Source organism: Comamonas sp. E6, from assembly GCF_001010305.1.
Taxonomy (GTDB): domain Bacteria; phylum Pseudomonadota; class Gammaproteobacteria; order Burkholderiales; family Burkholderiaceae_C; genus Comamonas; species Comamonas thiooxydans.
Genome location: NZ_BBXH01000019.1, coordinates 1 through 25,910, shown reverse-complemented (window position 1 = coordinate 25,910; position 25,910 = coordinate 1). Strand labels below are relative to the sequence as shown.

Sequence of the window (25,910 nt, the reverse complement as noted above, 5' to 3'; positions counted from 1 at the left end):
CCGCTTCCCCCAAGGGGGACACGACGCCCTCGCTGCGGGGCGGTTGGGGCCGCCCAGGCCTTGCTCGACGTCTCTGGCGTGGTACATCAAGCGAAGTCTCGCTAATTCAATAGCTACAAGCGCTTGATAAATAAGCGCAAGAGGGCGAAATAAGACCTACCGCGCTCATCACCGGATCGGATCGCTAAAATCATTGGCAATCCGTCCTTATCTTTCATGCAGACGGCATCCCTTTTCAGGATGCCGTTTTCATTTCCAGAGTTCTTGTACCGCAGCCATGAGCGACACCATTCAACAGCCCGGCCTCGACAGCCTCTCCAAGTCTTTTGAACCTGCCTCCATCGAAGCCCATTGGGGCCCTGAGTGGGAAAAGCGCGGCTACGGCAATGCCGGCTATCGCGGCACAGGCAAGCCCGGTACCGAAGCTACCGCTGCAGGCAACAACTTCTCCATCCAGTTGCCCCCACCCAATGTGACAGGTACGCTGCACATGGGTCATGCGTTCAACCAGACCATCATGGACTCGCTGACACGCTACCACCGCATGAAGGGCTACAACACGGCCTGGATTCCCGGAACCGACCATGCAGGCATCGCTACCCAGATCGTGGTGGAGCGCCAGTTGCAGACTCAGGGCGTGAGCCGCTATGACCTGGGCCGCGACGAGTTCACCAAAAAGGTCTGGGAGTGGAAGGAAAAGTCCGGCGACACCATCACCACCCAGATGCGCCGCATGGGCGACACCGTGGACTGGAGCCGCGAATACTTCACCATGGACGACAAGCTGTCCAAGGTGGTGACCGAGACCTTTGTGAAGCTGTACCAGCAAGGCCTGATCTACCGCGGCAAGCGCCTGGTGAACTGGGACCCAGTGCTGCAGTCGGCAGTCTCAGACCTGGAAGTCGAGAACCAGGAAAAGGATGGTTCGCTCTGGCACATCGCCTACCCGCTGACCAGCGGCGAAGGTAATCTGGTGGTCGCAACCACCCGCCCCGAAACCATGCTGGGCGACGTGGCCGTGATGGTCCACCCCGAAGACGAGCGCTATCGTGCCCTGATCGGCCAGACTGTGACGCTGCCCCTGGTGGGCCGCCAGATCCCCATCATCGCCGACGAATATGTGGACCGCGAGTTCGGCACCGGCGTGGTGAAGGTGACGCCTGCACACGATCAGAACGACTATCAGGTGGGCCAGCGTCACAAGTTGCCCATGATCTGCGTGCTGACGCTGACCGCCAAGATCAACGACGAAGCGCCTGAAAAATACCGCGGCATGGACCGCTTCGTGGCCCGCAAGGCCATCGTGGCCGACCTGGAAGAGCTGGGCCTGATGGTCGAGATCAAGAAGCACAAGCTGATGGTGCCCATCTGCGACCGTACCGGCCAGGTGATCGAACCCATGCTGACCGACCAGTGGTTCATCGCCATGAGCAAGGTCAGCGACCAGGACCCGAGCGGCAAGTCCATCGCCCAGAAGGCCATCGACGCCGTCGCTTCCGGTGAAGTTCAGTTTGTGCCCGAGAACTGGGTCAACACTTACAACCAGTGGATGAACAACATCCAGGACTGGTGCATCTCGCGCCAGCTGTGGTGGGGCCACCAGATTCCTGCCTGGTATGACGAAGAAGGCAATATCTACGTTGCCAAGAACGAAGCCGAAGCCCAGGCACAAGCTGACAAGGTTTCCCCCGGCAAGAAGCTGACCCGCGATGCCGACGTGCTGGACACCTGGTACTCCTCCGCCATGGTGCCTTTCAGCACCATGGGCTGGCCCGAGCAGGGCCATGCGGCCGATGACGACTTCAACCTCTACCTGCCCTCCTCGGTACTGGTGACCGGCTACGACATCATTTTCTTCTGGGTCGCCCGCATGATCATGATGACCACGCACTTCACAGGTCGCGTGCCGTTCAAGCATGTCTACATCCACGGCCTGGTGCGCGATGCGCAAGGCAAGAAGATGAGCAAGTCCGAAGGCAATGTGCTGGACCCCGTGGATCTGATCGACGGCATATCGCTGGAGCCGCTGCTGGAAAAGCGTACCACCGGCCTGCGCAAGCCCGAGACCGCTCCTCAGGTGCGCAAGAACACGCAAAAGGAATTCCCCGAAGGCATTCCCGCCTATGGCGCAGATGCACTGCGCTTCACCTTTGCCGCCCTGGCATCGCTGGGCCGCAGCATCAACTTCGACAGCAAGCGCTGCGAGGGCTACCGCAACTTCTGCAACAAGCTCTGGAATGCTTCGCGCTTTGTGCTGATGAACTGCGAAGGCCATGACTGCGGTCTGGCACCCCACACCAAGGAGCAGTGCCAACCGGGCGGCGAGTTCGCTGGCTATATGCACTTCAGCCAGCCCGACCGCTGGATCAGCTCGCAGCTGCAAAAGGTCGAGACAGAAGTGGCCAAGGGCTTTGCCGAGTTCCGCCTCGACAACGTGGCCAATGCCATTTACGACTTCGTCTGGAACGAGTTCTGCGACTGGTATCTGGAAATCGCCAAGGTGCAGATCCAGACCGGCAACGAGGCCCAGCAGCGCGCCACGCGCCGCACGCTGATCCGTACGCTGGAGGCGATTCTGCGCCTGGCCCACCCCATCATTCCGTTCGTGACGGAAGAGCTGTGGCAGCAGGTTGCGCCCGTGGCCGGCCTCAAGGGCGAGTCCATCGCCGTGGCCCGCTACCCCGAAGCCCAGCCGGAGAAGATCGACGAAGCCTCTATCGCCTACGTGGGCCGCATCAAGCAGATGGTGGATGCCTGCCGCGCTCTGCGTGGCGAGATGGGCGTCTCGCCCGCCCAGCGCCTGCCGCTGCTGGCGGTTGCCGGCAATGCCGACGATTCGGCCTTCCTGCGCGCCAATGCCGACGTGCTCAAGAACCTGGCCAAGCTCAGCGAAGTCAAGGTGTTCGATGACGAAGCCGCATGGGCCACCGCCGCACAGACTGCTCCGGTCAACGTCCTGGGCGACATCCGCATGGCTTTGTTTGTCGAAATCGACGTTGCAGCCGAGAAGGCCCGCCTGTCCAAGGAAGCCAAGCGCCTCGAAGGCGAGATCGTCAAGGCCAACGGCAAGCTGAGCAACGAGGCCTTCTGCGCCAAGGCTCCTGCCGCAGTGCTGGAACAGGAGCGCAAGCGCCTGGCCGACTTCGGCGCGACACTGACACGCATCAACGAGCAGCTCGCTCGTCTGGGCTAAACCCCGCTAAACTCTCTCCAAAACAAGGCGCAGGCAACTGCGCCTTTTTTCCATCCAGAAAAGACAAGCACATGAGCAATCAAACCCGCGTCCGCAAAGCCGTGTTCCCAGTTGCAGGCCTGGGCACCCGTTTTCTGCCCGCCACCAAGGCTTCACCCAAGGAAATGCTGCCTGTGGTGGACAAGCCGCTGATCCAGTACGCCGTGGAAGAGGCGTACGAGGCAGGCATCCGCGACATGGTCTTTGTCACCGGCCGCAGCAAGCGGGCCATTGAAGACCATTTCGACACTTCGTACGAACTCGAGAACGAGCTGGAGAATGCCGGCAAGCAGGCCATGCTGGACCTGGTGCGCAGCGTCAGCCCTGCCGATATGAACTGCCTGTTCGTGCGCCAGCCCCGCTCCCTGGGCCTGGGCCATGCCGTTCTGTGCGCGCAACCCCTGGTCGGCAATGAACCCTTTGCCGTCATCCTGGCCGACGACCTGATGACAGGAGAGAATGGCGGCCCCGGCGTGATGGCGCAGATGACGGCCGCTTTCCAGAAGCAGGGCCGCTCTCTGCTGGCCGTTCAGGAAGTTCCGCTCGAGCACACCAAGCGCTACGGCATCGTAAAGGGCGAGCCCGCAGGCGGCCCACTGATGCGCATCGACGAGATCGTGGAGAAGCCCGCTCCCGAGAAAGCGCCATCGCGCATGGGTGTGGCGGGCCGCTACGTACTGACACCCGCCATCTTCGACGAGATCCGCAACCAGCCAAAGGGTGTGGGTGGCGAGATCCAGCTGACCGATGCCATCGAACGACTGATGGCTCATGAAGCCGTCTATGCCTTCCAGTATGCTGGCAAGCGCTATGACTGTGGCAGCAAGGAAGGCTTTCTGGAAGCCACGGTGGAGCTGGCGCTGCAGCACCCCGATGTGGGCGACAGCTTTCGCGAATACCTCAAGAACTTGAGCCTGTAAGCAAGATCGGCCAAAGCCGCTCTGATGACAAAAGGCCTGCACTTGCAGGCCTTTTGTCCGTCCAATGCTCTCAGGCCGATTCAGCGCTCAGCGCCGACGCAGGATATGGATGAATTCATCACCGACCGTCTGCTGCTCGACCAGTTCATTGCCGGTCTGCTTGGCAAATGCCTGGAAGTCCCGTATCGAGCCGGTATCCGTGGCCACGACCTTGAGCAACTGACCGCTTTGCATGGCAGCCAGCGCCTTCTTGGCCTTGAGAATGGGCAGCGGACAGTTCAGGCCGCGGGTGTCAACTTCTTGATCTACTTGCATGGGGTGGATTCCTCGTCAGCGCCGATTGTAGAAAAACCAGGCGCTGGCAGTGCCAGCGCGGTCTTTGCTCAATCCAGAGCCGGTGCCACCGTAAAGCGAGTGTCCTCAGCCCAGCGTCGCACAGGCCATTTGGCGGGATCAGGCTCCGGATTCTGGCCGGGACGGAAAGCGCCAAAGCGCGGCTCGAAGCCTTTTTGCTTGATCCACTCTGCCAGAGCGTAGCCCGTGCCTGCAGGCCAGCACAGCGACTCCTGGGCCGTCTGCCAGCGGTATTCCAGCAGCTCGGGCGAGAGCTTCACATCCTCGGGTCGGCCCTGCACGCGCACATGGTAGGCAATCAGCACCTGATTCATGCGCAGAAACTCCGAGCAGCACAGCAGACGCAGTGCCTTCACGCGCAGCCCCGTCTCTTCGAGAACCTCGCGACAGATACCGGCTTCTGGCGATTCACCGGCTTCCATAAAGCCCGTAATCAGGCCGAAAACGCCCTCTTGCCACAGTGCATTGCGCGCCAGCAGCACCCGGCCGTCATCACCCTCCACCACAGCCGCCAGCACCGGCGTGGGATTGCCCCAATGCGTGAACCCGCAACTCGGGCAACGCAGACGCTGCACCTCGCCGCTGTCCTCGCTGGCCACAATCCATTGCAGCTCAGTCGCGCAGTTGGAACAAAAGCGGACTTCATAAGCCATGAAGCTCTCCGTATTCTTGATATTGGTAGCACTCAGCGCTTGATGGATAAGCGCTGACTGTCATTTGGAGCTTTGATTGTCTTTTGCGCTATCACGCAAAAGACATTGCTCATGCCGGAAACACGCCTGTAGAGAGATAGCGATCACCACGGTCGCACACCACAAACACGATGGTGGCGTTCTGCTCGCGTTTGGCAATTTCCTGGGCCACCCACAGTGCCCCGGCGGCCGAGATGCCCGCGAAGATGCCCTCTTCGCGCGCCATGCGGCGGGCCATGTCTTCGGCATCGTCCTGCGTCACATAGACCAGCTCGTCAACCAGCGAAGCGTCATAGATCTTGGGCAGATACTCCTCGGGCCACTTGCGGATGCCAGGAATGCGCGACCCCTCGGAAGGCTGAGCGCCGATGATCTTGATGTTCGGGTTCTTTTCCTTGAGGAACCTGGCCACGCCGGTAATGGTGCCGGTAGTACCCATGGCACTCACAAAGTGGGTGATCTCACCACCGGTCTGCTCCCACAGTTCCGGCCCTGTGGTTTCATAGTGGGCCCTGGGATTGTCGGGGTTGGCAAACTGATCCAGCAACACACCCTTGCCCTGGGCCACCATCTGGTCGGCCAGATCGCGCGCATATTCCATGCCGCCACTCTTGGGCGTCAGAATCAGTTCGGCACCGTAAGCCTTCATGGTCTGTGCGCGTTCGATGGACAGGTCCTCGGGCATGATCAGAATCATGCGATAGCCCTTGATGGCTGCAGCCATGGCCAAGGCAATTCCGGTGTTACCCGACGTTGCCTCGATCAGTGCGTCGCCCGGCTTGATCTCGCCGCGCTCTTCAGCACGCTGGATCATGGACAGCGCAGGCCGGTCCTTGACGGAGCCAGCCGGGTTGTTGCCTTCGAGCTTGCCCAGCACTACGTTTGCACGTTCACGGTTTGCATCCGCGCCGATGCGTTGCAATGCCACCAGCGGCGTGTGACCGATAGCATGTTCGATGGTCGAATAAGTTTTCATGTCCAATACTGTGCCATAATTCGCGTCTGCGCTAAGCGAAGCCCGGGTGGTGAAATTGGTAGACGCAGGGGACTCAAAATCCCCCGCCGCAAGGCGTGCCGGTTCGATTCCGGCCCCGGGCACCACAGATGTAATGCTATAACTTTTGAAGACGTTCCGGAAAGTGTTCCGGCATGTGTTCCGGTTTTTAGCAAAAAAGAGAGCCTGCACGATGACAAATCGCGCAGGCTTTTTTTTGCCCTTTGGTCGCCAATCTTAAAAAGTGAGCGCTCGCCAATAAAACAGGGAAATGGAAATTCTGTATAAATTTACAGTATGTGGTGCACCATTTATCAACTGTACTCTGACGGCACTCGACTACCCCCAGAGATAGCGAAGGCCAATGGCGTCTATGGCTGGCTATATATGCACTCAAAGACGCCAGTGGTTGGCATGCCCCTATGCAAGGCCTATCTGCTGCCCGCACCGGATGCCCCCACTGTTCCACAGCTGATCAAGCCGCTTGAGCACTGCCACCTCACGCTGATCAATGGCGGCGGCCTGCGACTGAGTGGACAAGAGTGGAATGTCGACCATCGACACATAGGACAAAGCTGGTGGTGCGTGCCCGGGCCAGCACTGGGGCGCACGTACGATGCACAGCCCTAGTCACCCAACCCTGCTGCGCACGCCCGGACGATATGGCTTTCCCAATGAGCGCATCCTGCCCGGCAACGCCAGCGACTACGTCGCAGAAGAAGTTCACCCCGGATGGATGCTTGTGGTCACCCTTGATGACGGGCTTGTGTACTTCGGGCCAGGCCCGACAAGTGTTGCGCGCTCCCCTGCACCTTTTTGAAATGTTGCGCAGCCCATTACGCGAGTCATACCCTATACGGACCATCCCAGGCGAAGAAGATCGGCTCATGATGTTTGCAACTTTGCATCATCGGATTTCTTCGTGGGTGAACTCACAAATCAGATGCCAAATAAGATCAAAAACTCCCCATAAGTTATTGATTTCTATAAATACATAAACCACAGAAAGTGAAGCATAAATAGGAACAATACATATCAAGATGTGAAAGATTGACATGTCATCCGTGAATAAAACGCGGCACTGTATATATATCTAGTTACACAAGGTACTAACTGCCCATACACTCGGCGAAACAACTTGAAACTAGAGATGGAATTTAGACAATTTGATGAGGCCTCCTACCAAGCAACTCTGAAAAAGTGGCGGGAAGAGGCGGAGACACATGACTGCTTCCCTGAGGAAGTAGAGCGTAAGTTGAACTGGATTCATTGCTCGCTGACTTCCAACAAACAGGAGCAGCATGAGGTTATCCCCTACGGCGTGTTCGTTGGTGATAGCAACATCGCGGCCGCAACGTGCGAGCTGGTTCTGTCTCATCGCGGGCAAATGAACGGCAAGTGGTTGAAATTGCTTAAGGTGACCCTATCTCCAGAGATAGAGTCGCTGATTCAAGAAGACAACTATGAGGCCATTGCTACTGCGGTATCCGCTTACAAGGCGGCAACCGTTGGCGCGTACAATGCTCGACTGAGTCATGCTGCGGACACTTTGAAATTGTTTGGTCGCGACAATGATCAATTGAAATTCTTGATGACGCTGATGTCGTTCATCAAGGAAGATCCCGATAACTCCTCTCTAGTAGCCAGCAAAGAAGGTCGCTGGCTGGTCCTGAGATCCGCAACCTGAAAGAGGCACACTATGCAAAACACTACACATCAATCCGAAGCATTCGTGAGAATCGCCAACCAACATGCAGCGGAACTACGTGTCTTGTCTGGTGCCTTCGACAAGGCCGTCGCGCAACACGGCGCACAAGCGCTGACACAAAACCTTGTTGAAGCCGTGAAGACGAACTGATCGGTTTACAACCCGCAAGAGAGCCCGCAAGCGTGCGGGCTTTTTTGTTTCCGGCGTGATGATTGCGGTCGATGGGACGGAAATGCCTTTGGTCGAAGGCTACTGATCAAGCTCCAAACGCAAAAAGGCGCCCCGACACCAATCAAGGTATCGGGGCGCTTTTAGTTCAACTGCTCGAGCAGCGTTCGGTCAGCCGCAATCTGGCCGCGCAACAGGTTTACCTGGGCGTCTCGCTTTTTGACCAGGCCACCAAGGTCTCCAACCAGGCCTGCGCCCTCTGCAGCAAGGGTTGCGAGTCGTTGGTGTTGATCTGCGAGATCTCTGCAGGCAGCGGCGTCACTGGCAAGCTGGGCGTTGCGGGTGGCCGCGCTCCTGATGTCGTGCTGCAGGCCTGCAATGCGGGCAGCATCAGCAGTGCGCCCAGCCTCCAGGCGAGCCATTTCTTGCGTGTAGTCATGGGTGTTTTCCTGCTGGGCAGCACCGTGATTCCCCACGGCATGCGCTTTCTTTTCGGTAGCTGCTTGCGATTGCTGGGCCTGAGCCGCATCCGCTTTTGCATGTGAAGTCTCGACCTTGGCCAGACGCTGGGTCTGCGCAGCCAGCAGCAGAGCAAGGGCCAAGGCCAACCAGGGCCAGAAGCGGGACGCGCCGGTCATGGCTGCGACTCCATGCATGCCTTGTGGCGTGCCAGCTGGCGAGTCCAGACGCCGCCGCAGACCTTGTTACCCGGTGTGCTGCAGTCAAAGCGCCAGCGCGTTGGTTTGCCCACCTTGTCCCACTGATAGGCCGCCCAGCCCGGGCCCTCGCGGCGTCCGCTGGTCATGAACTTGTAGCCCAGGTACGCCCGGCAAGCTCCCGCATAGTCGCCCACCTCGGTCTTGGCCAGCATGCTGGAGCCGCGCCAGGCACCGCAACCGTACTGCCCCGCGAAGTCCGCGGCCTTATCGAACTCGGTTTGATTCACCCGCGTCTGGCCGAGGCTGTCGCGCACGCACTGCGCATAGGTGCGATCGAGCTCGCCCAGGGCCAGCTCAACCGCCCGCTGGCGCGTGATCGGCGGATCCGCCAGGGTAACGCGCCGGCCATCTTCATAGCGCGTGGAGCCGTGGCCTATGGTGGGCACATCGCCCTGAGTGGGGATATATGGGTGCAGCAGAACCTCGCCGGACTGGCTGACGCTCTTGGGGCCATCCCCTTCGGATGCAATCCATGCCGTCCCTGCAGCCGCAGAAAGAGAAAGGGCCGCTGCTGCGACCCGTGTTTTACTGAGATTCATGTCCCTTCCTCCTCCCCAAGCCAGCCACCCTGCCCTCGCTCCTCTCGCCACCATTTGCGCAGCAGGTATGCCGCCTGAATGGCGATGTACACCCCAGTTGCGATGGCTACCCATTCATTGAGCGTCAGAGTTGACGCGGCCGCGCCCGCCACCGCCGGCGCCGCCTTCGCAGTTTCGATTAATGCTTGAACCTTGCTTTCGTTGCTCATAACCCTCCCAGGCATGAATCCGCCATAGACGGAAAAAAGAAAACCCGCCGAAGCGGGTTAGGTGTGAAGGAATCCATGGACTATTTAGTCGCGCTGCTCACGAAAAGGCGGCAACCTGCGTGTCGTTGTTTTCCATAGACTCTTCTATTGGGGATAAAACTATCCCAACGCGGATTACAGGATTGCCCAGTTCTTGGCATCTGACATCAGTGCAGTGCCGCCGCCCGGCCTTTGCAGTTGCATAACTGCATCCATCCCTGCGGGGGCAAGGCCTGGCGCTTGAAACGACCAGCCACCGCGCCACGACCAGCGCTCACCTGCTGCAAAAGTTGCGGGCGCTCCTGCATTGATGTCTGCACGACCGATCACGCCACCGTAAACCTTGTGATTTGAGCCGCCACCACCTTTGAAGATGGGCCAATCAGCATTCACATACTTGCCATCCCCATCTTTGAATTCGCGGTCTTGCCAGAGCGCCAACTCACCATCCGGGGAGCGCAGAATGCAGGCCCACGCATTCGGCGACACTGCTTTGGTCCCCGCTGTTCTATCTGTCGAATATGTGACCCACGACGAATCTGCGCCTCCAACAAACAGCATGTCGGATTGGAAACCATTGGTGACGGCTTGTACTCCGTAATCAGTGAGCACAAGAATGTCTTCGAGAGCCACACGTTCAGCAGTCAAGCCGATTCCGCTCGCAGCAATGGTCATAACGAAGTGCTCCCGCAACACATAGCGCGGCGGAGTTGTTGCAATCGTGTTTGCCGCTCGCACATCGTTGACGATACGCAGCGTGATGCGCTCCGCATTGCCGGATGCGTCTTCCCACTTCACAGGGGATCCGTCGATGACGCAATCCCACATCACATTGGCAGCAGTCATATCGCCACCACTGCCGCCGTCAGAGCCGTGGTTGCCGCCGGTAAAAATGCGACCTGCAGGAAGATCCACACCACCATTCACAGCCCAGCAGCGCAGAGGCGGTATCAAGTCTGTAGATCCCGACCACAGCAGTGTCCAGGCGCCTGCCACGCGCCCTGTACGCGAGGCAGTCCAGATCTGGCGGAAGTTCGGCAGGTTGTTCTTTCCATTAGGGCCAATCTCGATGCGATACCAGCGATCTGCACTTTGCCAAGTCGCAAGCACCAGCTTTGAGGCAGTGGTGCGCCAGGACATTCGAGAACCAACCGCATCTGGCCACACGACGTATTTAGATGGGCTGATGATCCAGCTATAGCCCGGATTGGCTGACCCATTCATTGCCACGAATGATCCGAATGCTGGCAGCTTTGTTGTATCAATGGTGATCAAGAATTGCAGTCCGGCAACCACAGGGCTGTTAACAACAATGTTCTGCACCCCCGAGCGAACAATATCTGGTGCCGGATCTGTGAAATTGACAACAGTCAGCGCAGTGGCAGAGGTTCCATAAGTTTCAGCATCCTGCTCCTCAATGATCCAACCATCTTGGGGGCCTGCCAGGGCGGTTGTTCCGTTCTTGAAATACCGTATTCCATAAACCTTACCCGGCCTAGCACCGAAAGCAACAACGTTAATTAGGGCCTTATCAAGGAAATCATTGCTAGCGCTGCGAACATTGTTGCGTCTTGCATTTTGAACACTGCGCTCAGCAAGTTGATAGCGATCTGGATGGATGACCCATGACCATGCTGCTAGTCCTGAGCCTGAGTTGCTGTTGATCGGCCCACCATCGGGAGGAAGTCCTGCTGGATCGACAGTGAGCTCAATGACAATGCCGTCCGCACTTTCAAGCCGAATAACTTGAATTCCCCCAGAACGATCTATTTGAGCCTTAGAAAGATCGTTGAAGTCAACGATAGCGCGTCCAGTTCCGCTTGCAGTTGCGAATGTGGATTCATCGAATTCACGAATGACCCAACCGTATCCTGCCGATCCAATAACCGCACCATTCTGGTAATAACTGGTTTGATAGAGCTTGCCTGGTCGTGCATTTATAACCAGCGCATCGAGCAACACGGCATTCCAATTGACGTGTGCAACTGATGTAATCCCATCGCGCACCCGCACCTGAAGCGGGTACGGCTTTCCAGAATTTACGGAAATCGCATCAATGCTGCCTGCTGGGAACGTAGTCAGCAGCGTGCTTGATGCAGCATTGTTACGGCGATAGAGAAGTGCAGAAATGTTGCCAGCACCCTGCACTTTGAACGTATATCCGTCTGCAACTGCCGCACGCCCCGCCGCTTCCGTGGCGTAGTAGTCGTTCTGGATCAACTGACCATCCTTGGCGGCCTGCGCGAGCTCAGCCAAGATCTGATTGGCGATATCGACCGTTTCTTGATTTGTTGCGTCGCTCATTGACGGGCCCCTTCATTGATTTGTTTAGCCAGTTGCGCCTGGGTCCTCAGCACGGCAAAAAACGTCGCGTTGTCCATGCGACCTCCTTTGGGACATAAAAAAACCGCCTCTAGGGCGGTTGGGTTGGTTTGATGCGATCTACGGTGCCGGCGCCGGCGCCGGGGCTGGCAGAGGTGGTGGGGGTGGAGTCACGTAATCCACCGGCAATCCGGTGATCTGGCTGATCCAGTCCGTGCCATCGCTCACGCAGACAGCCGGCCGGTCTTCCAGGTCCAGCGGAACCAAGATGGCCTTGCGCCGGTTGTCGCCGCCCGCCGGCGGCAGGTTGTCGATGGCGTATGCGGGCAAGCCGACCACACCGGTAAACACTGGGTTCTCCTTGTTGGCGTAGCCAGAGACCGCGTTGCTCACATCGTCGCCGGTGGCAAATGACGTCTCCGTCACCGTGACGGCACCGGCCAGCCACTGCCCTGACTGCTGCCCGGTGCTGGCCCGCCAGTCCACCTGCACGACGTAGACGCCCTTCTGCAGCACCGTGATGACTTGGTCTGTGGCATTGCCTGGGGCGCTGGGCATACTCACCCAGGCGCCGCTATCCGCCGTGCGCACCTGGATGAGCAAGGCCCCGCCGTTGGTCACACGCAGGTCCACACTGGGATCGACGTGCACCCCGATTCGGCCGGGCGCCGGGTTGGTGAGCACCAGGCCCGTAGGCGGGTTGACCTTGTAGGTGGGGTCTGGCTGCACGCCAGGCGCCGGCGGCTGCGTGTTGCTGACACCCGGGTAAAAGCGCGGCTCGTCCTGCTCGAGCGAGAGCTCCACGGCGGCAGAGCCATGGTCATAGGAGCGTTTGATCACCCTAAAAGTCGCATTGCTCAAAGCCAGCAGCGCGTTGTTGACAATCACCCGGTCGCCAACCCGTGCACGCAAGCAGGCCAACGTGCCGCGCCAAACAATCTTCTTGGCGCGGCTCTTTTCCATGCTGATGCTGCCCAGCGTGCGGGCGCGCCAGCCCTGGTCCGTGAACGGCAACCGGATCTGCCCCCAGACCTCCCCGCCGTCATCCTCCACATACTGGGCATTCTGTAGCGGCTCGAAGTCCACCGCCTGATTGAACTGCGCCGGGTCGATGAACTGGCCTTTGACTCCGTTCCAGGCCTCCGACCGGCTGGGCGCGGGGACCATGTTGATGGAGCCCGCAGCCTGGTCATCGCCCAGCACCAGCACGGGCGACACGTAGACGCCGGCATGGACACCCCAGGTGCCGCCCGGGATGGCGTAGCCCGCCATGGCGCCGCACAGATCCTCAAGCACATTGTCCGGATCCGTGCCGGACTGCCAGGCGCCATTGCAGGTGTAGCGCTTGGCCGTGCCCGTGCCACCTGGCACCGCGACCAGCTCATCGCACGCATTGGCCGCAGCCACTACACCCTCTACCTGCTCAGGGAACACGCCCTTGCCATAGTCGCTGGCGCGCAGAAAGTCATAGATGCACAAGGCTGGGTTATCGCTCCAAGCGGTGGCGCTGCTGCGCGGGTCCAAGACCTTCTTTCCACGGATGCGCGCCGTGAGCTGCGGCAAGCCGCTCTGCAGCTCCTGGTTATTCAAGTCCAGCGTGATCACGCTGTAGCAGATGCCGCGCAACCGGTCCGTTGCTGTCCAGGCGCCAGGCAGCCCAGCCGAGTCAGCAATGAGTTGTCCATCCGCAATCTGGTCTGCGGCGCCCAGGTGATGACGCACGCGAACATAGCTGGTTGTGGTTTCGCGGCTGTACTGGATGCTCACGGACTGGCCAGCCCACAAATCCATGGCCTCAGGTTTGAGCTGCACCACAAGGCCAGTCAACGTGTATTGCGACTCCCAAAGCTGCATCGCCTCATCGCCACCACCCTTGGTGATCGACACCAGGCGCTGGGTGTCCGCAGGCAGGTTCAGCGCACCTGAGAGGCTGAATGCGCCAGTGGCACCCACCGTGCTGGTGCTGGTGCTCGCCCACTTCGATGCGGTGGCATTGCCACCCCCATCCAGCTGCAGCGACTCTCCAGCGATCAACACATCCTCGACGGCATCGCATTCATGCCCGGCCCAGGCAATCACCAAGTCCTTGATCTGGTCCTTGTCCCCACGGGTGAACATGGCAGCGACCGACCCACCCACCGTGGCGCGGCCGTAAATGTGCCGCACTTCAGGCGATGCCTCGGCCACGGTCGTGTTGCGATCGGTCAGGCTGGCGTTGTAGGCGTCACGCTGCCGGCGCGCCTCGCGCTTGGCCTTCTGGCGCTGGTACATACCCAAGGCCATGAAGCCGGCCACCTGCAGGCCTATGGCTACGGCAGTGGCGTTCATGATCAGGAACGCCCCGCCTACGCCCCCCATCCAGACCCCGACAGCGGCCACGGCCGCGGGCATGGCATTGGCCTGGGTGCACAGGCCGGCCAGAGTCAGCGCTGCAGCAATCTTCTTCAGCCCACACGCCATGCCTGCACCCCGTTTTCCAGCCCAAAAAACAAAAGGCCCGAATCGCTCGGGCCCGCCAGTTGATTGCCAAGGCACAGCGCCAGGGCATCCGTTCCATCTCTTCGGTGCAGCACCAGGTCGCCGCGCTGCGCAAACAGCGGCGCCACAGACTCCAAGCCCAATGCCGCGACAGCATCAGGCAGGCCACCCAGCCGCGCGATGACCCGCACTGCCTCACCACGGCAGGCCCACTGGCCGCGCAAATCGGCTACCGGGTCTATCCCTGTCATGGCGGCAATGCCGTCTGCAGCAAACAGCACGCAGTCGTTGGCACCCCATGTGAATGGCTCTGCCAGGCGCTGGCCCACGAGATCGGACAAGCGCAGCTCCCAGTCGGGCAAGCGCTTCACACCTGCTGAAACTTCTTGGTCAGCCATGTTTGCGGCCCTCCTGCCAACTCCGCCATGCGGCTGAGCCCGGTGTCACCGGGGTATCTCTTGCTTTGCTGCTGATTCGTCAATCGCTGACTCATGGCATTGCGGCTGTCCTTGCCGGGCTGCTCACAACGCATGGTCAGCGCGCCCTTGTCTTCGGCGCCGTCCCCAGTACTCATCTGCACCTGGTCCATCACCCCTACATAGAGCGGCTGCGGATCATCCACCAGCCGAAACTCGTCATCCATGATGGCCATGTACAGCCTGAACAAGCGGCCCCGATAGGTCTTCTCGCTGCCCACGGCCAGGGACAGAATGGAAGGGTCAGGCAATGCCAGAGACACATCGATAGCGGGATACTCGATGTTCTCGGCCTGCTGCACCCCGCTGATGCCCATCACCCCCGGAAGGTATGCCCAGTCATGGTCCAGGGCCTGCAGGCTTCCCTCCCAGGTGCTCAGGCGCATGGTGCCCGTGGTGAACTGCATCTCTGCCAGCAGTGCAACAGCCGTTGCCGGCCGCTGCGCCTGCAGCAGCTGGTTAGGAGTAAGCATTCAGATCTTCCTCAAAGGTGAGCGTCTGCCCCTTGACGACCATCCCCTCCTGCCGGATCTTGGGGCTGACCTTGAGCTTGAACAGGCCTGTGACATTGCGCACCACCACCGGCGCGCCATCGGCGGGGCTGCGGCGGATGGGCGGCTCAATCCAGAGTTGCGCCTTGCCGTCCGCGTCCGGCGTGGCTGCCTCCAGCAGCATGTGCATGCCGTCGCCGTAGCTGATCCAGTGCCCGGCCCGCAGGGTCAGGCCCGGAGGCCAGTTCCGCGTGGCCAGAGTGGCTCCGGTCTGACCGGCGCCATCGACCTGCACGCCGTACTCGTCCCAGACACTGACGGAATCCGCAGGCACATAGGCCGGCGGAAGCGCGCCCGCCTGCATGGCCAGGATGGGCCGGCGCATCTTGAGGCGGATCAGGCCATGGGCCGGCAGCAGTGCATAGGCCTGGGCCAACACATCGCCGGCCTGGCCGCCAAAGGTAAGCCAGCACCGCCAGCGCCCGCCTGCTGCAGTGGCCCCACAGGCATTGACCGGGCCGTACTGACTGACCACCGCACCGGTCAGGGCATCGAAGACAACCCCCAAGGGAGCCGCCACGCCCGCACCCGCGACCGACAAAGCCACATGTGCCGACACCGTGGCCGAAGCCTCCACCACCGCCACATACGGAACCCCGGCCCTCAACGCAGCCGTGGCGTTCTGAAAATAGTCCGTGGTCTGCCGCACCTCCACCTCTTCACCAGCAATGGCCACCGGCGCAGGCCCGATGCGCCCCCAGCGCGCCCACTGGCTGGACCATGGGAGCATCTGCACCTCTTTGGCGCCACCGCCCGGCACCACGCTGACGCGGCCGGTGCGGCGCATATCACCGATGCGAAGCAGATTGAGACCGCCCCGCAACTGGCGCAATGCAGCTTCAATCTGGGGCAGCATCGACGCCGGGGCATCCGTCAGATCCATTGAAAAAGCCCACCGAGGTGGGCCAATCAATTTGTCGTAAGAGGCACCGCTGAATGCACTCACCGACCCCGTCATGGGCTGTAAAAGCTCCCATTCCTGGGCGCCAGGGCGCATGCGCAGTTGCTTTGGCCAGTCAATGATGCGTTGGGTCATACCATGTTCCGAGACATTTTGTAGAGCAGCTCCTGCTGCGCCTGATCGCTGGCCGTCTTCATTCCCTTGACCACCAATGCCTCCACCTCAGCCCGATCCGTGCGGCTGTCGATGTGAATCCTGGGCTGCAGGATCATCTGAACGCCACCCAGGCCTGCAGGCCCACTGAGCGCCGCCGCAGGCGCGCCGCCCACCAGGCCACCCTCGGCATAGCCATTCATGCGATTGAGCAAGCCCAGGCCGATGCGCCTGGTGCTCTCTGCGTTGATGACGTACTCCCCACGGTGCACCACGCCGGCAGGCTCATACTTGCCACCGTCTCCGGTGTAGCCTCCAGGTGAAAGACTGAGACCGGGCAATGCAGAACCAACCACGCTACCCCACCCGGAAACCCCAGAGGTCACAGCTCCAGAGGCTTGGACCCCCGCAGCAGACCAGCCGCCACCCAGCAGGCCACCCACAGAACCCAGCAGGTTGCCAAACAGCCCAGACATCTGGGCGCGAATCTGAATCCGCAGAAGGTCGGCAATGATCGAGTTGGCCAGATTCTTGAAGTCCAGCTTCCCGGTCATTGCAAAGCTGACCAGAGCATCCTCCATGCCCTTGAAGGCATTGGTGAAAGCATCCGCCGTCTGTTGCGCCACATTGCCGGCTTGGTCCGCATAGTTCTGCATTGCAAAACTCGCGCCCAACTCCCATCGGCTCTGCATCGCATCCAGCTCCGTGTAAGTGGCCTGCGCAATGCGAATGCGCTCATTCTTCTCAACCTCCAGATAAGCCAGGCGCTGATCAATCTGATCTTGCTGCTCCTTCGAGAGATTGGCAGTGAACATGCGTCGATCACGCAGATTGCGCTCCTCTGCCAAGTAGCTGTCCTCGATCCCCCACAGGTTTTCCGCTCGCTGTCGACCCTTGCTGCCCATCCAGGCCGAGTCGACAGTGCGCTGCTGCTGAATCCGCATCTGCTCCATGGCACGCTGGTGAGACGCGGCCAAAGCCTCCAAGGCCATCCTCTGGCGATCCAGCGCCAGCTTCTCTTCATGAGAAAGGGCCTTCAGCTTCTCTTCATTCTCCAGCCGCTTCGCGACCAGCTTTGACTCGGTATCCGCAATCTGCTTCTTGACGGCCAGGGCATCACTGCCCTTGACCTTCTCTTGCTGCAGACGGGCAATCTGCTCCTGCAGGGCGGTTTCCTCCACCTTGCTGGACTCCTCGATCAGGGTGCGCTTCTGGCTGTAGTAGTCCTGATCATCAACCAGGCCTGACTGGCGCAGGCGGTCAAGATCCTTCTGCTTTCCGTCGATGATGCGCACTTCCTCGCGGGCGGCATTCTGGATCTCTGAGACGTCAAGACGGCGAGAGGCCGGCGCCGTGCTGGGCACCTTCCTTTCCTTCTCCTCATACTTCTTGTTGATGCCAGCGATGAGGGTGTCATATTGCTTCTGAGCCGCCGCGCTGGTCTTTGCTGCAGCGCCATATTTGTTATGTGCCGCCTCCAACTCAAGCTTCTTTTGGGTTTCCTTGTCGTAGTACTTGGTGGCCTCGATACTGAGATCGATCAAGGCTTTTTCCTGGTCCTGCGCAGCCTTTTTCGCCTTCGTTGCATTGGTATCCGCAACCAGGTTCTTCTGAAGCTGAACCTCTTCAGCTTTGAGCGTAGCAAGGCGCTTTTCAGGAATGGTCAGCGAGTCAAAGTTCGCAGTAGGGTCGAACTGAACGCCTTCCTTCTGCAGCTTTGCCATCTCGCCAGTGATAACGCCTAGTCGACTCGCGGTTGTTGAATCTCGGCCAAAGCTCTTAATTGCATCAATCGTGTCAGCGATTACTCCTTTGATTGCCCGCCATCCCTTCTCAATGCTCCCTAGGTTGGCGGTTATGTTGCCTGTGGCGTCAGCCAACGCCTTGTCGTAGGCGGCCTGAGCGATGCGCACGGCGTCCGTTTCACGACCAGTCTCCTGAAGTGCCTTGACTTGCTCCAGGGTGGCCGAGGTCAGGAAATTCATTTCCTTGTGAAGCGCGAGAAGCCCTTTAACCGGGTCATCAGCAATCTTCTGAAAGTTCTTGGCCACATCGCTGACGGCTTGACCTGTTGCTTTTTCCCATTGCATTGCGGTCGTGGTGTATTGCTGAAGTCGATCAGCACCAACACCGGCATTTGCCGCGAATGTAGACAAAGCTTCAGCGGCTCCCCCTTGGGTGATGCCTTCCACCTTGTCCATTGCAGAAGCCATATCTTGCAGCTGCTGCACATTGACGCCTACCTTATTGCCTGTGGTCTCAAGCGCAACAAGGAAAGCTTGAGCCTCCTGCGATCCGCTATAGAAGCCATAGGCAAGCACACCAGCAGCCGCGGCAGCCAATGTCAAAGGATTGACCAGCCCGAGCACATAGCCGCCGAGCGCCTTGGCCGCATCCCCCACGCCGCCGAACATATCCTTGAGCTGCCCGCCCTGCTGGAGAATCACTGTCAGCGCATTCTGGCCGCCCTGGAGCGAGACCAGAATGTCAGTGAACTGTGCCGGCACGCCGCGGAGTGCGGCAGCCCGGGCGCGGTCGCTCATGACATAGTCACCGGACTGGCTCAGGCGCTTTTGCGCTGCCTCTGCCTGGCGCAACTGGTCAATATAGGGCTTGAGCACATCACCAGAGATTCCGCGCTGTTTCGCCAATATCTCGTAGTAATCAGCTCCCGCCTTGCCGCCGGACTGCAGAGCAACCGTGGCCCGCTGGATGCTTCCGACCATGTTTTTCTCGGCCCGAGACATGGCGGCGGCAGCCTGCTGCGGCTGGGTCTCCAGTGGCTTGAGACCCTGTGCCGCTTTTTTGCCTGCGGCCTCCACGCCTGCAGCCATTTCCTTGGCTGCGGCCACTGCATCGGCGCCCCCCTCGCGCACGCCGGTGGCGTCCAGCGCGGCCTCAATCTGGACTTTACGGCGGTCGGTATCGCTCATTTTTCAGCCTCGACATAGATTTCTTGAAGTGCGGCAGCCTCCATGACACGCACCTCGGCGCGCAGCCGTTCGTGGTCTTCATGGGGAATTTCGCGCGCGCGGAGTTCGTCGGCCAGGACGCTGTAGTCCAGCCCCACCACCCCGCCTGCACCAACGCGCCACTGCGTCTGCAGGGCCTCGAACAGGCTCCAGGCAGTCCAGTTCTCGGGCCACACCTCGACGCGGAACATGTCGGCGTACTGGCTCACGGGCAGCCCCCAGCCCTTGAGGTACTGGGCATCCGGGAGCTGCGTGTACCGGGCGCGCACTGCCGCAATCAGTTTCCCAGGCGGCCCTCGAGACACAGCCGGCGATAGGTATCCATCACAGCCTGGACTGCGGCCGGCAGCTCGGTCGCCAACTGGATGCAGTTATCCAGGGTGAAGGGCACATCCAGCCCCCATTCCTGCAAACAGCCATGGATGTACTGCCCATTGAGCTGTACCACGCCGCGCTGCTGCTGAGTGGAGGGCTGTCCGGCCGTGGCATCAAAGGCTGGAGCTTCTGTCGCAAAGATACCATCCAGGAACGCGCCAAACTCCACACGATCGCGGTAGCGGAACGTCACGGGCAACAGCCCCTCCGTTCCGTCCAGCATGGTGATCTTGAGAGAGTGAACTACTCCCTTGGGCCGCTGGCCAAACACGATTTGGCGTGCAATCTGCTCGCTCATGATCAAGCCGCCTTTGCCAGGTTGGTCGGATCACCACGCAACAGCACCGTCGACTTGGTCACCATCTCGGAGCCCTTCTCGGTGCTGGGCACATCGTCATAGGTCAACTCGCCCACGTAGTAGCTGGCGGATCCGTCCTTGAAGTCCAGACGATGCACGGATTCCATGCCGTCAGAAGCCTTCAGCGCAGCGCGGGCCGCGCCATCCTGTTTCCAGCTATTGGTGTATTCCAGGCGGCGTGCATTCCGGCCCGTACTGAACTCCTGATCAGTAGGAACGTCCAGGTATGAGCTGCTGCCCGTCTTGATGTCACCGCCGGTCAGCCCAAAAGTCGGCACATAAGGCAAGCGCTGCCATTCGTTGGCGACCAGTGGAACCAGCGATACGGAGCCTCCAGGAGGAAATTTTTCGAGATCGAGCGTATCGACGCCGTCCAGAGTGACGCTATCGGCCGTCACAGCTTTGGCGCGGGCGACGCGCCCTTCCAGCTCGGGGTAATCCTCGCTGGTGATTACCACCACAGCGTTGGCCGTCAAAGTGTTGGTCACCGTCACCACCGCGTGCGCGGCATTGGACATAGCACCGGCAGCCAAGGCCGTCAGTGCGGCGGTGTACAGATGGAGTTTTGCCCCATCGGGCAGAGGAACTTTGCGCATGGTTGTGCCCCTTTCAGGCAAAGAAAAACCCGCCAGGCTGCCCGTGGCGGGTAGTGGCCCTTGCGGGCAAAAGAAAACCGCCCTAAGGCGGTTGTACTGGAGGCAGAGGGGTTAGTTCGCCGAGCCCCTGACCAAAGCGTCGTTGTAGACCTGATCACACTTTCCGCCACGCTCCAGAGGAAAAACACGCTCACAGTCGGCGCGAGCAGATATTGCGGCACGCTCTGCAGGCGAGTAGACAATTCTCGGGAATGCAAAGAACAAAATCACCAAAGCTAGTGGTATCCACAACCACCACTTCACCTTTGGGACTTTCGCCCCACACTTCGGACAGGCCTTTGCTGATGTTGAAACCTGAGTGCCGCAATCCTTACAAGCCTTTAGCGCCATATTCCCTCCTGAGTTTGAGGGGATGCTATCAAAGTTGCTTAGTAAGAAATTAACAGATCCTGATCTGCCGAAAACAGATTCATATCGTGGTCGAAGTCATCGCGGAAGTTGCCGACCGGGCGAATGGTCAGCTCTGGGTGCTGCCGCAGCGCGCTCACCAGTTGCTTAATCAGCCGCTCCGGATCCCGAATGTCTGGGCTGAAGATACGAATCTGTACATCGGCGGCATCCACCTGAGAATCCTCGTTGTCCAGGTATTCGCTGTTATCGCCACCGATTCGCTGCCAGATCACGTAAGGTGTGGGCGCATTGGCTGGGGCCACGGTTCTGTAGCAGCTCGGTATCACGGCCGCAATGGCTTCATGCAGAGCTTCATCCATCACTTCACCCTTTCCAATGCCTGCCAAAGCACATCAGCCGAGGCAAGCACCGCAGCGCCAGCAGCGCGCTGAGCCCCTCGCATAAACGCCTTTCCAGGCACATAGATTGGCCCATCTGGACGCAGCACGTAATAAGCATCCTTCTCGGCCTGGCTGGCACGTCGCCGCGGCTTTGGCTGCCCTTGCTTCTCAGGCCTCACTGCATTGCGCGGCCCCTTCTTCGTATTCACAACCACATATCGCTGCCAGTGGCCATATTCCACCAGCCCACCATGCGGGGCCTTGGTGTGGTTCCAACTGACGTGATAGGTTGCGTGGCCTATCCCGCTGTTGTCTTTCGAATAGACCTGATAGATGGCTTCAGCCAGCTTTCCAGATACCCGCTTGATGCGCGAGACATTGTCCTTTGCCGTGTCATAGAACACCTGCGCAGCCGCTTGCGCTGCAGGTCGCGCGGCTTCTTCCGCAGCATCCCCCAAGTCATCAAACAAGGATTCCAGCCCCGAAAGATCAACGGGGGCGACTATCGAATTCTCACCCCTGGCCATTGGTCACCTCACAGACCAGATCCACATATTCGCGGTGCTGGCGATCAGGGAGCACCGCCTTGATGGCGTATTCCACCCCATCGCACACCGCCCGCATCTCGGCCGTGATGCCCGCGCGCTTGCGGATACGGATGCTGGCCTGGGCCTTGCTGGCAATCTGCCCGGCCCGGATAGTCTCGCTTCCGGAACCAAAGCGGATGTTGGCCCAGATGGGTCCGGGCAGTGCATCCTCCCAGGTGTTGGAAGGCTGCCCATAGCTCCCGCCTGGCAAACGGCGCTGGATGCGGATACGGTCTCGAAGAGTGCCGGCTTTCATCCATATGCCCTCAGTGGATCGAGAAGCAACTGGGCCACGGGCGGCGGCTCCAGCATCTCGCGGTTTTCGTAGAGCGCCCCCAGCGTGAGCAGCACCCCCGAGGTAAACAGGTCATCCAGAACCCTCCCGCGGCGCGTGCGCTTGGCCTCGCCCTGGGCGTCGTCGTAGTTTTCCTGAGCGGCGGCAATGGCCGCGTGCCGCTCGAGCGCATTCGGCAGCGCCATAGCCTGCTCCAACGCATCCTCGTAGGCGCTTGTCGCCTCCGAGAGCACTGCCGGCACCGCCGCCATCGCAGCCGCCAACGCCTGAGCGTCGGCATACACGTTGCGACGGATCCAGGCCATGGCCAGGCGCTCAGCCGCCATGAGCTGCCCTGTGATCAGGGCATCCTCATCAAGCCCATCCACGCGCAGGTGCAGCTTGGCACGCTCGATGGCAATCAGGCTCATTGCTGCTCGCTACCTTGAGCGTCCAGCAGTGCGGCGAGCTCGTCCTTTTTGGCGCCTTCAGGGATTTCAATGCCCTTGGCAGCCAGCGCCGCCTTGAGTTCGTCCACCTTCAGGCCTGCAGAAGGCTTGGCCTGCGGCGCGCTTCCATCGTCTTCAGCCGCCCATCCCTCGCCTGTGGCCACGCGGATCAGATCCTCGTCTTCGGTATCGATGATGCTGCCGGCCTCGAAACACTCGACCTGCACGCCGCGATGCGCCCAGTCGAACGCCTTGATCACTTTCAGTTTCATGATGCTCTCCAATGAAAGGACCCCAGTCGGGGCCCTTGTTCCCGTTCGCAGGATCAGGCCGAGATCTTCAGCAGCTTGATCGCCTGGGTGTTGCGCAGCTTGCCGCCCACGCGCTTGCGCACGTAGAACTTGACGAAGCCAGGCGTAGTGATCTCGTCGCGGGTGATGCGCATGCCCACACGGTCGGCGATCAGATAGCCCTCCTTGAAGTCGCCGAAGGCCAGGGGAAAAGCGTTGGCGGCGACGCCCGGCATGTCCTCTGCTTCAGTGATGCCGTAGCCCAGGAACGTTGCGGGCTGTCCCGCCTGCAGGGAAGGCTGCCAGAGGTATTGCCCCTGGGCGTCCTTGTACTTGCGCAGCACGGCCTGCACCAGGCGGTTCGTCACCCACTTGGCATTCGTGCGGTAACGGGCGCGCAGCGCATAGACCAGATCCAGGAACACATCCGGGTTCGTGGGCATCGCACCGGCTTCGCCAGAGGCAATGAACTGCAGCGTACCGAAAGCGCGGGTTTTGTCATCCGTAGCCACAGGGGTAGGACCGGCCAGGAAGCCGGTGGGCTTCTTCGTGCCGTTGCCAAGCACGAAGGCTGCACCCTCGCCCTGGGCAATGGCTTCGGAGGCGCTGGAGATCAGCCAGTCCTCGACGTTGAAGAACATATCGTCCAGCGATTCCTCCGAGGCCTGGGGCTTGGCCGATGCCATGCCGAAGGTGGGAGTCACCTCGGCCAGGTTGGGGGTGTCGGTCTGGTTGCGGGTATCGGTCTCACCTACCCACTCGAAGCCGGCGCCACCCACGTCGAACAGCTCCTTGTAGTCGGTGCTGCCCACAGTGCGCACCGTGGCGAGTTGTCGGATGGGGCTGATTTCCAGGCCCAGGCGCGCGATCTGGCGCTCGATGATCTCGGGTACCGCGAAACCGCCAGCCGAGCCGGTGGTCGTGGTCGTTTGCGTGGCACGGGTTTCCCAGCCGTCGTCATCATTACCCTCGACGCGCAGTGACTTCTTCAGCTCGCGGGCGCGCTGTTGCAGGGCGGTGCGGCGCTCCGGGTCGCCGGGGTTGCGCATCCAGCCCATGAAGGCGTTGCGGTATTCAGCCGCTTCCTTGCTCTCGCCTTCCTGGCGGGCTGGGTCCATCGCGCCGGGGCGGGAGAGCTTGGTCTCCATCTTCTCCAGCTTGGACTTGACCTCGCCCAGGGCCTCGATGTGGCCATCGATCTGCGAGAGCTTGGCATCGAGTTCGGCCGTGCCTTTGCCGGTCTTGATGGCCTCGATGCGCGCATCGTTGGTCTTCTTGTATTCCTCGAAGGCCGTGGCGATCTTGTCCAGGGCGTCGGAGACGGTCTTGATGGTGGGATCGTCGCGGCGCTCGTACACGCCCAGGGCGTCGGCCTTGGTCTGGAAGGCGGCCATGTGGATGGCCATCAGGGCCAGAACAGTTTTCTTCATGATGTGCTTTCTTCAGGATTGGAGGGAAGCGAGCAGCCGGTCGGCCGAACGCATTGCCGCAGCGGTCGAATCTGCGGACTCTCTCCGCGCTTCTCCCATCCGCATGACGCGCGACACAAAGGCCGTCGCATCAGATTTGCTGAAACCTGCATCACGCAGGAGTCGCTCAGCATCTTTCGGGGCGGCCAGATCGTCGGCCGCCTTCACGTTCGTCACTCGGGCCTTGCCGTTGGCAGGGAACGTCACCAGCGACACCTCCCAGAGATCCACCTCGGTCAAGGTGCGAACGTCGGTATCTCGGTCATAGGCCCATTGCTTGGATATGAACCCGATGGACAGGCCATTGAGCGCGCCCATCTTGAGCAGTGCATGGGCCTCCTTGCCCAGGCTGGTTTCCAGCGCCAGCTGGCCCTTGATGCGCAGACCCTTGCTGTCTTCAACCATCTCCGTCCAGATGCCGATTGGCTTAGCGCCGTCGTGCTGCCAGAGCATGGCCGGCATGGTGCCCGCCGCCTTGTGCGCCTTCAGGCTATCCACAAAGGCACCCACCGCGATCACATCGTCGTAAGAGTCTCGCTCCCCGAAGACGGATCCATATCCCTCAATAGAGCCATCGTCACCCGTAGCCTTGATCTGCAGCGCATAGGAGCGAACCTCGCGGCCGCCAGGCCCGTCTTTGCGCTCAAGGCGCTGCATTGTCTTGATCTTCATCGTCGCTCCCTTGCTTGCCGGTGCTCATGTTGAGTGGCGTCAGCGGTTCATCGAGGCCCGGCAGGGGATCCTTGCCGTCCTCGTCGCGGATTTCGTTGCGGGTCCAGATGCCGGTCTCTGCCATGGTCCGAGCCCACATTGCGCGGTCCTTCAAGGAGCCGGCCACCATGTAACGGGTGTCGAAGTCGACAAACAGCGATCCGGAGCCATCGAGCAGCGTTTCGTCCAGTCGGTCGCGCCAGGCCTTGTGCCAGGGTGCCAGCGTGTGGATCCGGTGGGCAGCAAAAAAGGCCTCGGAGCTGGCGAACGTACTGGTCTTATCGGAGTGCCCCACCATGATGGGGAACACCCCGTAGCCACGGCAGATCTCCTCAACCTGCAGGCGCCGCGTTTCAACGTGCTGAGCGTCAACGCCGCTCACCGAGGTGCTCAACCATTTGGCATCGCGGTCCAGCACCAGGGGGGTGCCAGCGTTCTCGGGGCCGCCCTGGTCCTTCACCCACTTGCTGAGCCGAGTGTGCTGCTCTTCGGTCAGGCTGCCCGTCACGGTGTAGGTGCCGCTGGGGCGCAAGCCGTTGGCATGCATGGACGATTGGCTGCGCTCGGTGGCGATGGCCAAGCC

General features: G+C 60.3%; 28 protein-coding genes and 1 tRNA gene. 5 read left to right on the top strand and 24 right to left on the bottom strand.

Annotation, left to right across the window (positions count from 1 at the left end; all coding sequences use genetic code 11):
* Positions 1-277 precede the first annotated feature (277 nt).
* Positions 278-3,193, top strand: a complete 2,916-nt coding sequence (locus CSE6_RS17200) for a valine--tRNA ligase (protein ID WP_059441087.1) — start codon at positions 278-280, stop codon at positions 3,191-3,193.
* Between the two features lie 71 nt (positions 3,194-3,264).
* On the top strand, positions 3,265-4,152 hold the full coding sequence (gene galU, locus CSE6_RS17195) for a UTP--glucose-1-phosphate uridylyltransferase GalU (protein ID WP_034352895.1): 888 nt from the start codon (positions 3,265-3,267) through the stop codon (positions 4,150-4,152).
* A gap of 87 nt (positions 4,153-4,239) precedes the next feature.
* Here the strand turns inward: galU and CSE6_RS17190 are convergent, their stop codons facing one another.
* From CSE6_RS17190 to cysM, 3 genes are all read right to left on the bottom strand, one after another.
* Positions 4,240-4,467, bottom strand: a complete 228-nt coding sequence (locus tag CSE6_RS17190) for a sulfurtransferase TusA family protein (protein ID WP_034352897.1) — start codon at positions 4,465-4,467, stop codon at positions 4,240-4,242.
* A gap of 68 nt (positions 4,468-4,535) precedes the next feature.
* The gene (locus CSE6_RS17185) at positions 4,536-5,159 is read right to left on the bottom strand and encodes an NUDIX domain-containing protein (protein ID WP_003069116.1); all 624 of its coding nucleotides are present in this window, start codon (positions 5,157-5,159) and stop codon (positions 4,536-4,538) included.
* A 109-nt stretch (positions 5,160-5,268) separates the two neighbouring features.
* Complete coding sequence (gene cysM, locus CSE6_RS17180; protein ID WP_003069113.1) at positions 5,269-6,174, bottom strand: cysteine synthase CysM; 906 nt, start codon at positions 6,172-6,174, stop codon at positions 5,269-5,271.
* A gap of 40 nt (positions 6,175-6,214) precedes the next feature.
* Here cysM and CSE6_RS17175 point away from each other — a divergent pair.
* From CSE6_RS17175 to CSE6_RS26155, 3 genes are all read left to right on the top strand, one after another.
* Positions 6,215-6,299 (top strand) — tRNA-Leu (locus CSE6_RS17175).
* Between the two features lie 1,043 nt (positions 6,300-7,342).
* Positions 7,343-7,879, top strand: a complete 537-nt coding sequence (locus CSE6_RS17160; protein ID WP_059441086.1) for a hypothetical protein — start codon at positions 7,343-7,345, stop codon at positions 7,877-7,879.
* A gap of 12 nt (positions 7,880-7,891) precedes the next feature.
* The gene (locus CSE6_RS26155) at positions 7,892-8,050 is read left to right on the top strand and encodes a hypothetical protein (RefSeq protein WP_193751141.1); all 159 of its coding nucleotides are present in this window, start codon (positions 7,892-7,894) and stop codon (positions 8,048-8,050) included.
* Positions 8,051-8,211: 161 nt separating this feature from the next.
* Here the strand turns inward: CSE6_RS26155 and CSE6_RS17155 are convergent, their stop codons facing one another.
* The 21 genes from CSE6_RS17155 to CSE6_RS17055 form a co-directional block, all read right to left on the bottom strand.
* On the bottom strand, positions 8,212-8,706 hold the full coding sequence (locus CSE6_RS17155; RefSeq protein WP_059441085.1) for a hypothetical protein: 495 nt from the start codon (positions 8,704-8,706) through the stop codon (positions 8,212-8,214).
* Entirely contained in the window at positions 8,703-9,326 is a 624-nt protein-coding gene (locus tag CSE6_RS17150; RefSeq protein WP_059441084.1) for a glycoside hydrolase family protein, read from the bottom strand. Before CSE6_RS17150 ends, CSE6_RS17155 begins: the two co-directional genes overlap by 4 nt.
* Positions 9,323-9,535, bottom strand: coding sequence for a hypothetical protein (locus CSE6_RS17145; RefSeq protein WP_045839173.1), 213 nt, complete (start codon positions 9,533-9,535; stop codon positions 9,323-9,325). Before CSE6_RS17145 ends, CSE6_RS17150 begins: the two co-directional genes overlap by 4 nt.
* Positions 9,536-9,709: 174 nt before the next feature.
* Entirely contained in the window at positions 9,710-11,878 is a 2,169-nt protein-coding gene (locus CSE6_RS26150) for a hypothetical protein (RefSeq protein ID WP_193751140.1), read from the bottom strand.
* Positions 11,879-12,016: 138 nt separating this feature from the next.
* Positions 12,017-14,356, bottom strand: a complete 2,340-nt coding sequence (locus tag CSE6_RS17135) for a hypothetical protein (protein WP_059441082.1) — start codon at positions 14,354-14,356, stop codon at positions 12,017-12,019.
* Entirely contained in the window at positions 14,341-14,772 is a 432-nt protein-coding gene (locus CSE6_RS17130; RefSeq protein ID WP_152668605.1) for a hypothetical protein, read from the bottom strand. Before CSE6_RS17130 ends, CSE6_RS17135 begins: the two co-directional genes overlap by 16 nt.
* Positions 14,742-15,323, bottom strand: a complete 582-nt coding sequence (locus CSE6_RS17125) for a hypothetical protein (protein ID WP_059441080.1) — start codon at positions 15,321-15,323, stop codon at positions 14,742-14,744. The genes CSE6_RS17130 and CSE6_RS17125 overlap by 31 nt, the downstream gene beginning before the upstream one ends.
* Complete coding sequence (locus CSE6_RS17120) at positions 15,310-16,437, bottom strand: hypothetical protein (RefSeq protein WP_152668604.1); 1,128 nt, start codon at positions 16,435-16,437, stop codon at positions 15,310-15,312. The genes CSE6_RS17125 and CSE6_RS17120 overlap by 14 nt, the downstream gene beginning before the upstream one ends.
* Positions 16,434-19,307, bottom strand: coding sequence for a phage tail tape measure protein (locus CSE6_RS17115; RefSeq protein WP_238585731.1), 2,874 nt, complete (start codon positions 19,305-19,307; stop codon positions 16,434-16,436). Before CSE6_RS17115 ends, CSE6_RS17120 begins: the two co-directional genes overlap by 4 nt.
* Positions 19,308-19,384: 77 nt before the next feature.
* A complete protein-coding gene (locus CSE6_RS17110) occupies positions 19,385-19,696 on the bottom strand; it encodes a DUF1799 domain-containing protein (RefSeq protein ID WP_059441077.1) in 312 nt (103 codons plus the stop codon).
* Positions 19,697-19,704: 8 nt separating this feature from the next.
* Positions 19,705-20,100, bottom strand: coding sequence for a phage tail assembly chaperone (locus tag CSE6_RS17105; protein WP_059441076.1), 396 nt, complete (start codon positions 20,098-20,100; stop codon positions 19,705-19,707).
* Positions 20,101-20,102: 2 nt separating this feature from the next.
* On the bottom strand, positions 20,103-20,756 hold the full coding sequence (locus tag CSE6_RS17100; RefSeq protein WP_059441075.1) for a phage tail tube protein: 654 nt from the start codon (positions 20,754-20,756) through the stop codon (positions 20,103-20,105).
* Positions 20,757-20,867: 111 nt separating this feature from the next.
* A complete protein-coding gene (locus CSE6_RS26815) occupies positions 20,868-21,146 on the bottom strand; it encodes a zinc-ribbon domain-containing protein (RefSeq protein ID WP_152668603.1) in 279 nt (92 codons plus the stop codon).
* Positions 21,147-21,184: 38 nt separating this feature from the next.
* Complete coding sequence (locus tag CSE6_RS17090; protein WP_059441074.1) at positions 21,185-21,526, bottom strand: DUF3168 domain-containing protein; 342 nt, start codon at positions 21,524-21,526, stop codon at positions 21,185-21,187.
* Positions 21,526-22,017, bottom strand: a complete 492-nt coding sequence (locus CSE6_RS17085) for an HK97 gp10 family phage protein (RefSeq protein WP_083994755.1) — start codon at positions 22,015-22,017, stop codon at positions 21,526-21,528. The genes CSE6_RS17090 and CSE6_RS17085 overlap by 1 nt, the downstream gene beginning before the upstream one ends.
* A 43-nt stretch (positions 22,018-22,060) precedes the next feature.
* The gene (locus tag CSE6_RS17080; protein ID WP_193751139.1) at positions 22,061-22,390 is read right to left on the bottom strand and encodes a phage head closure protein; all 330 of its coding nucleotides are present in this window, start codon (positions 22,388-22,390) and stop codon (positions 22,061-22,063) included.
* Positions 22,387-22,839: a head-tail connector protein gene (locus CSE6_RS17075; protein WP_059441071.1), complete on the bottom strand. Its 453-nt coding sequence runs from the start codon at positions 22,837-22,839 to the stop codon at positions 22,387-22,389. Before CSE6_RS17075 ends, CSE6_RS17080 begins: the two co-directional genes overlap by 4 nt.
* A complete protein-coding gene (locus CSE6_RS17070; protein WP_059441070.1) occupies positions 22,836-23,129 on the bottom strand; it encodes a HeH/LEM domain-containing protein in 294 nt (97 codons plus the stop codon). Before CSE6_RS17070 ends, CSE6_RS17075 begins: the two co-directional genes overlap by 4 nt.
* 53 nt (positions 23,130-23,182) lie before the next feature.
* A complete protein-coding gene (locus tag CSE6_RS17065) occupies positions 23,183-24,577 on the bottom strand; it encodes a phage major capsid protein (protein WP_059441069.1) in 1,395 nt (464 codons plus the stop codon).
* A gap of 12 nt (positions 24,578-24,589) precedes the next feature.
* A complete protein-coding gene (locus CSE6_RS17060; RefSeq protein ID WP_059441001.1) occupies positions 24,590-25,288 on the bottom strand; it encodes an HK97 family phage prohead protease in 699 nt (232 codons plus the stop codon).
* The coding region (locus CSE6_RS17055; RefSeq protein WP_152668602.1) for a phage portal protein at positions 25,260-25,910 on the bottom strand (651 nt) is incomplete at its 5' end. The genes CSE6_RS17060 and CSE6_RS17055, both read right to left, overlap by 29 nt.

Excerpts from the sequence above, each read along its gene's own strand:
- CSE6_RS17200 (WP_059441087.1), top strand. The coding sequence starts at position 278 with ATGAGCGACACCATTCAACAGCCCGGCCTCGACAGCCTCTCCAAGTCT.
- galU (WP_034352895.1), top strand. The coding sequence starts at position 3,265 with ATGAGCAATCAAACCCGCGTCCGCAAAGCCGTGTTCCCAGTTGCAGGC.
- CSE6_RS17190 (WP_034352897.1), bottom strand. The coding sequence starts at position 4,467 with ATGCAAGTAGATCAAGAAGTTGACACCCGCGGCCTGAACTGTCCGCTG.
- CSE6_RS17185 (WP_003069116.1), bottom strand. The coding sequence starts at position 5,159 with ATGGCTTATGAAGTCCGCTTTTGTTCCAACTGCGCGACTGAGCTGCAA.
- cysM (WP_003069113.1), bottom strand. The coding sequence starts at position 6,174 with ATGAAAACTTATTCGACCATCGAACATGCTATCGGTCACACGCCGCTG.
- CSE6_RS17160 (WP_059441086.1), top strand. The coding sequence starts at position 7,343 with ATGGAATTTAGACAATTTGATGAGGCCTCCTACCAAGCAACTCTGAAA.
- CSE6_RS26155 (WP_193751141.1), top strand. The coding sequence starts at position 7,892 with ATGCAAAACACTACACATCAATCCGAAGCATTCGTGAGAATCGCCAAC.
- CSE6_RS17155 (WP_059441085.1), bottom strand. The coding sequence starts at position 8,706 with ATGACCGGCGCGTCCCGCTTCTGGCCCTGGTTGGCCTTGGCCCTTGCT.
- CSE6_RS17150 (WP_059441084.1), bottom strand. The coding sequence starts at position 9,326 with ATGAATCTCAGTAAAACACGGGTCGCAGCAGCGGCCCTTTCTCTTTCT.
- CSE6_RS17145 (WP_045839173.1), bottom strand. The coding sequence starts at position 9,535 with ATGAGCAACGAAAGCAAGGTTCAAGCATTAATCGAAACTGCGAAGGCG.
- CSE6_RS26150 (WP_193751140.1), bottom strand. The coding sequence starts at position 11,878 with ATGAGCGACGCAACAAATCAAGAAACGGTCGATATCGCCAATCAGATC.
- CSE6_RS17135 (WP_059441082.1), bottom strand. The coding sequence starts at position 14,356 with ATGGCGTGTGGGCTGAAGAAGATTGCTGCAGCGCTGACTCTGGCCGGC.
- CSE6_RS17130 (WP_152668605.1), bottom strand. The coding sequence starts at position 14,772 with ATGGCTGACCAAGAAGTTTCAGCAGGTGTGAAGCGCTTGCCCGACTGG.
- CSE6_RS17125 (WP_059441080.1), bottom strand. The coding sequence starts at position 15,323 with ATGCTTACTCCTAACCAGCTGCTGCAGGCGCAGCGGCCGGCAACGGCT.
- CSE6_RS17120 (WP_152668604.1), bottom strand. The coding sequence starts at position 16,437 with ATGACCCAACGCATCATTGACTGGCCAAAGCAACTGCGCATGCGCCCT.
- CSE6_RS17105 (WP_059441076.1), bottom strand. The coding sequence starts at position 20,100 with ATGAGCGAGCAGATTGCACGCCAAATCGTGTTTGGCCAGCGGCCCAAG.
- CSE6_RS17100 (WP_059441075.1), bottom strand. The coding sequence starts at position 20,756 with ATGCGCAAAGTTCCTCTGCCCGATGGGGCAAAACTCCATCTGTACACC.
- CSE6_RS26815 (WP_152668603.1), bottom strand. The coding sequence starts at position 21,146 with ATGGCGCTAAAGGCTTGTAAGGATTGCGGCACTCAGGTTTCAACATCA.
- CSE6_RS17090 (WP_059441074.1), bottom strand. The coding sequence starts at position 21,526 with ATGGATGAAGCTCTGCATGAAGCCATTGCGGCCGTGATACCGAGCTGC.
- CSE6_RS17080 (WP_193751139.1), bottom strand. The coding sequence starts at position 22,390 with ATGAAAGCCGGCACTCTTCGAGACCGTATCCGCATCCAGCGCCGTTTG.
- CSE6_RS17075 (WP_059441071.1), bottom strand. The coding sequence starts at position 22,839 with ATGAGCCTGATTGCCATCGAGCGTGCCAAGCTGCACCTGCGCGTGGAT.
- CSE6_RS17070 (WP_059441070.1), bottom strand. The coding sequence starts at position 23,129 with ATGAAACTGAAAGTGATCAAGGCGTTCGACTGGGCGCATCGCGGCGTG.
- CSE6_RS17065 (WP_059441069.1), bottom strand. The coding sequence starts at position 24,577 with ATGAAGAAAACTGTTCTGGCCCTGATGGCCATCCACATGGCCGCCTTC.
- CSE6_RS17060 (WP_059441001.1), bottom strand. The coding sequence starts at position 25,288 with ATGAAGATCAAGACAATGCAGCGCCTTGAGCGCAAAGACGGGCCTGGC.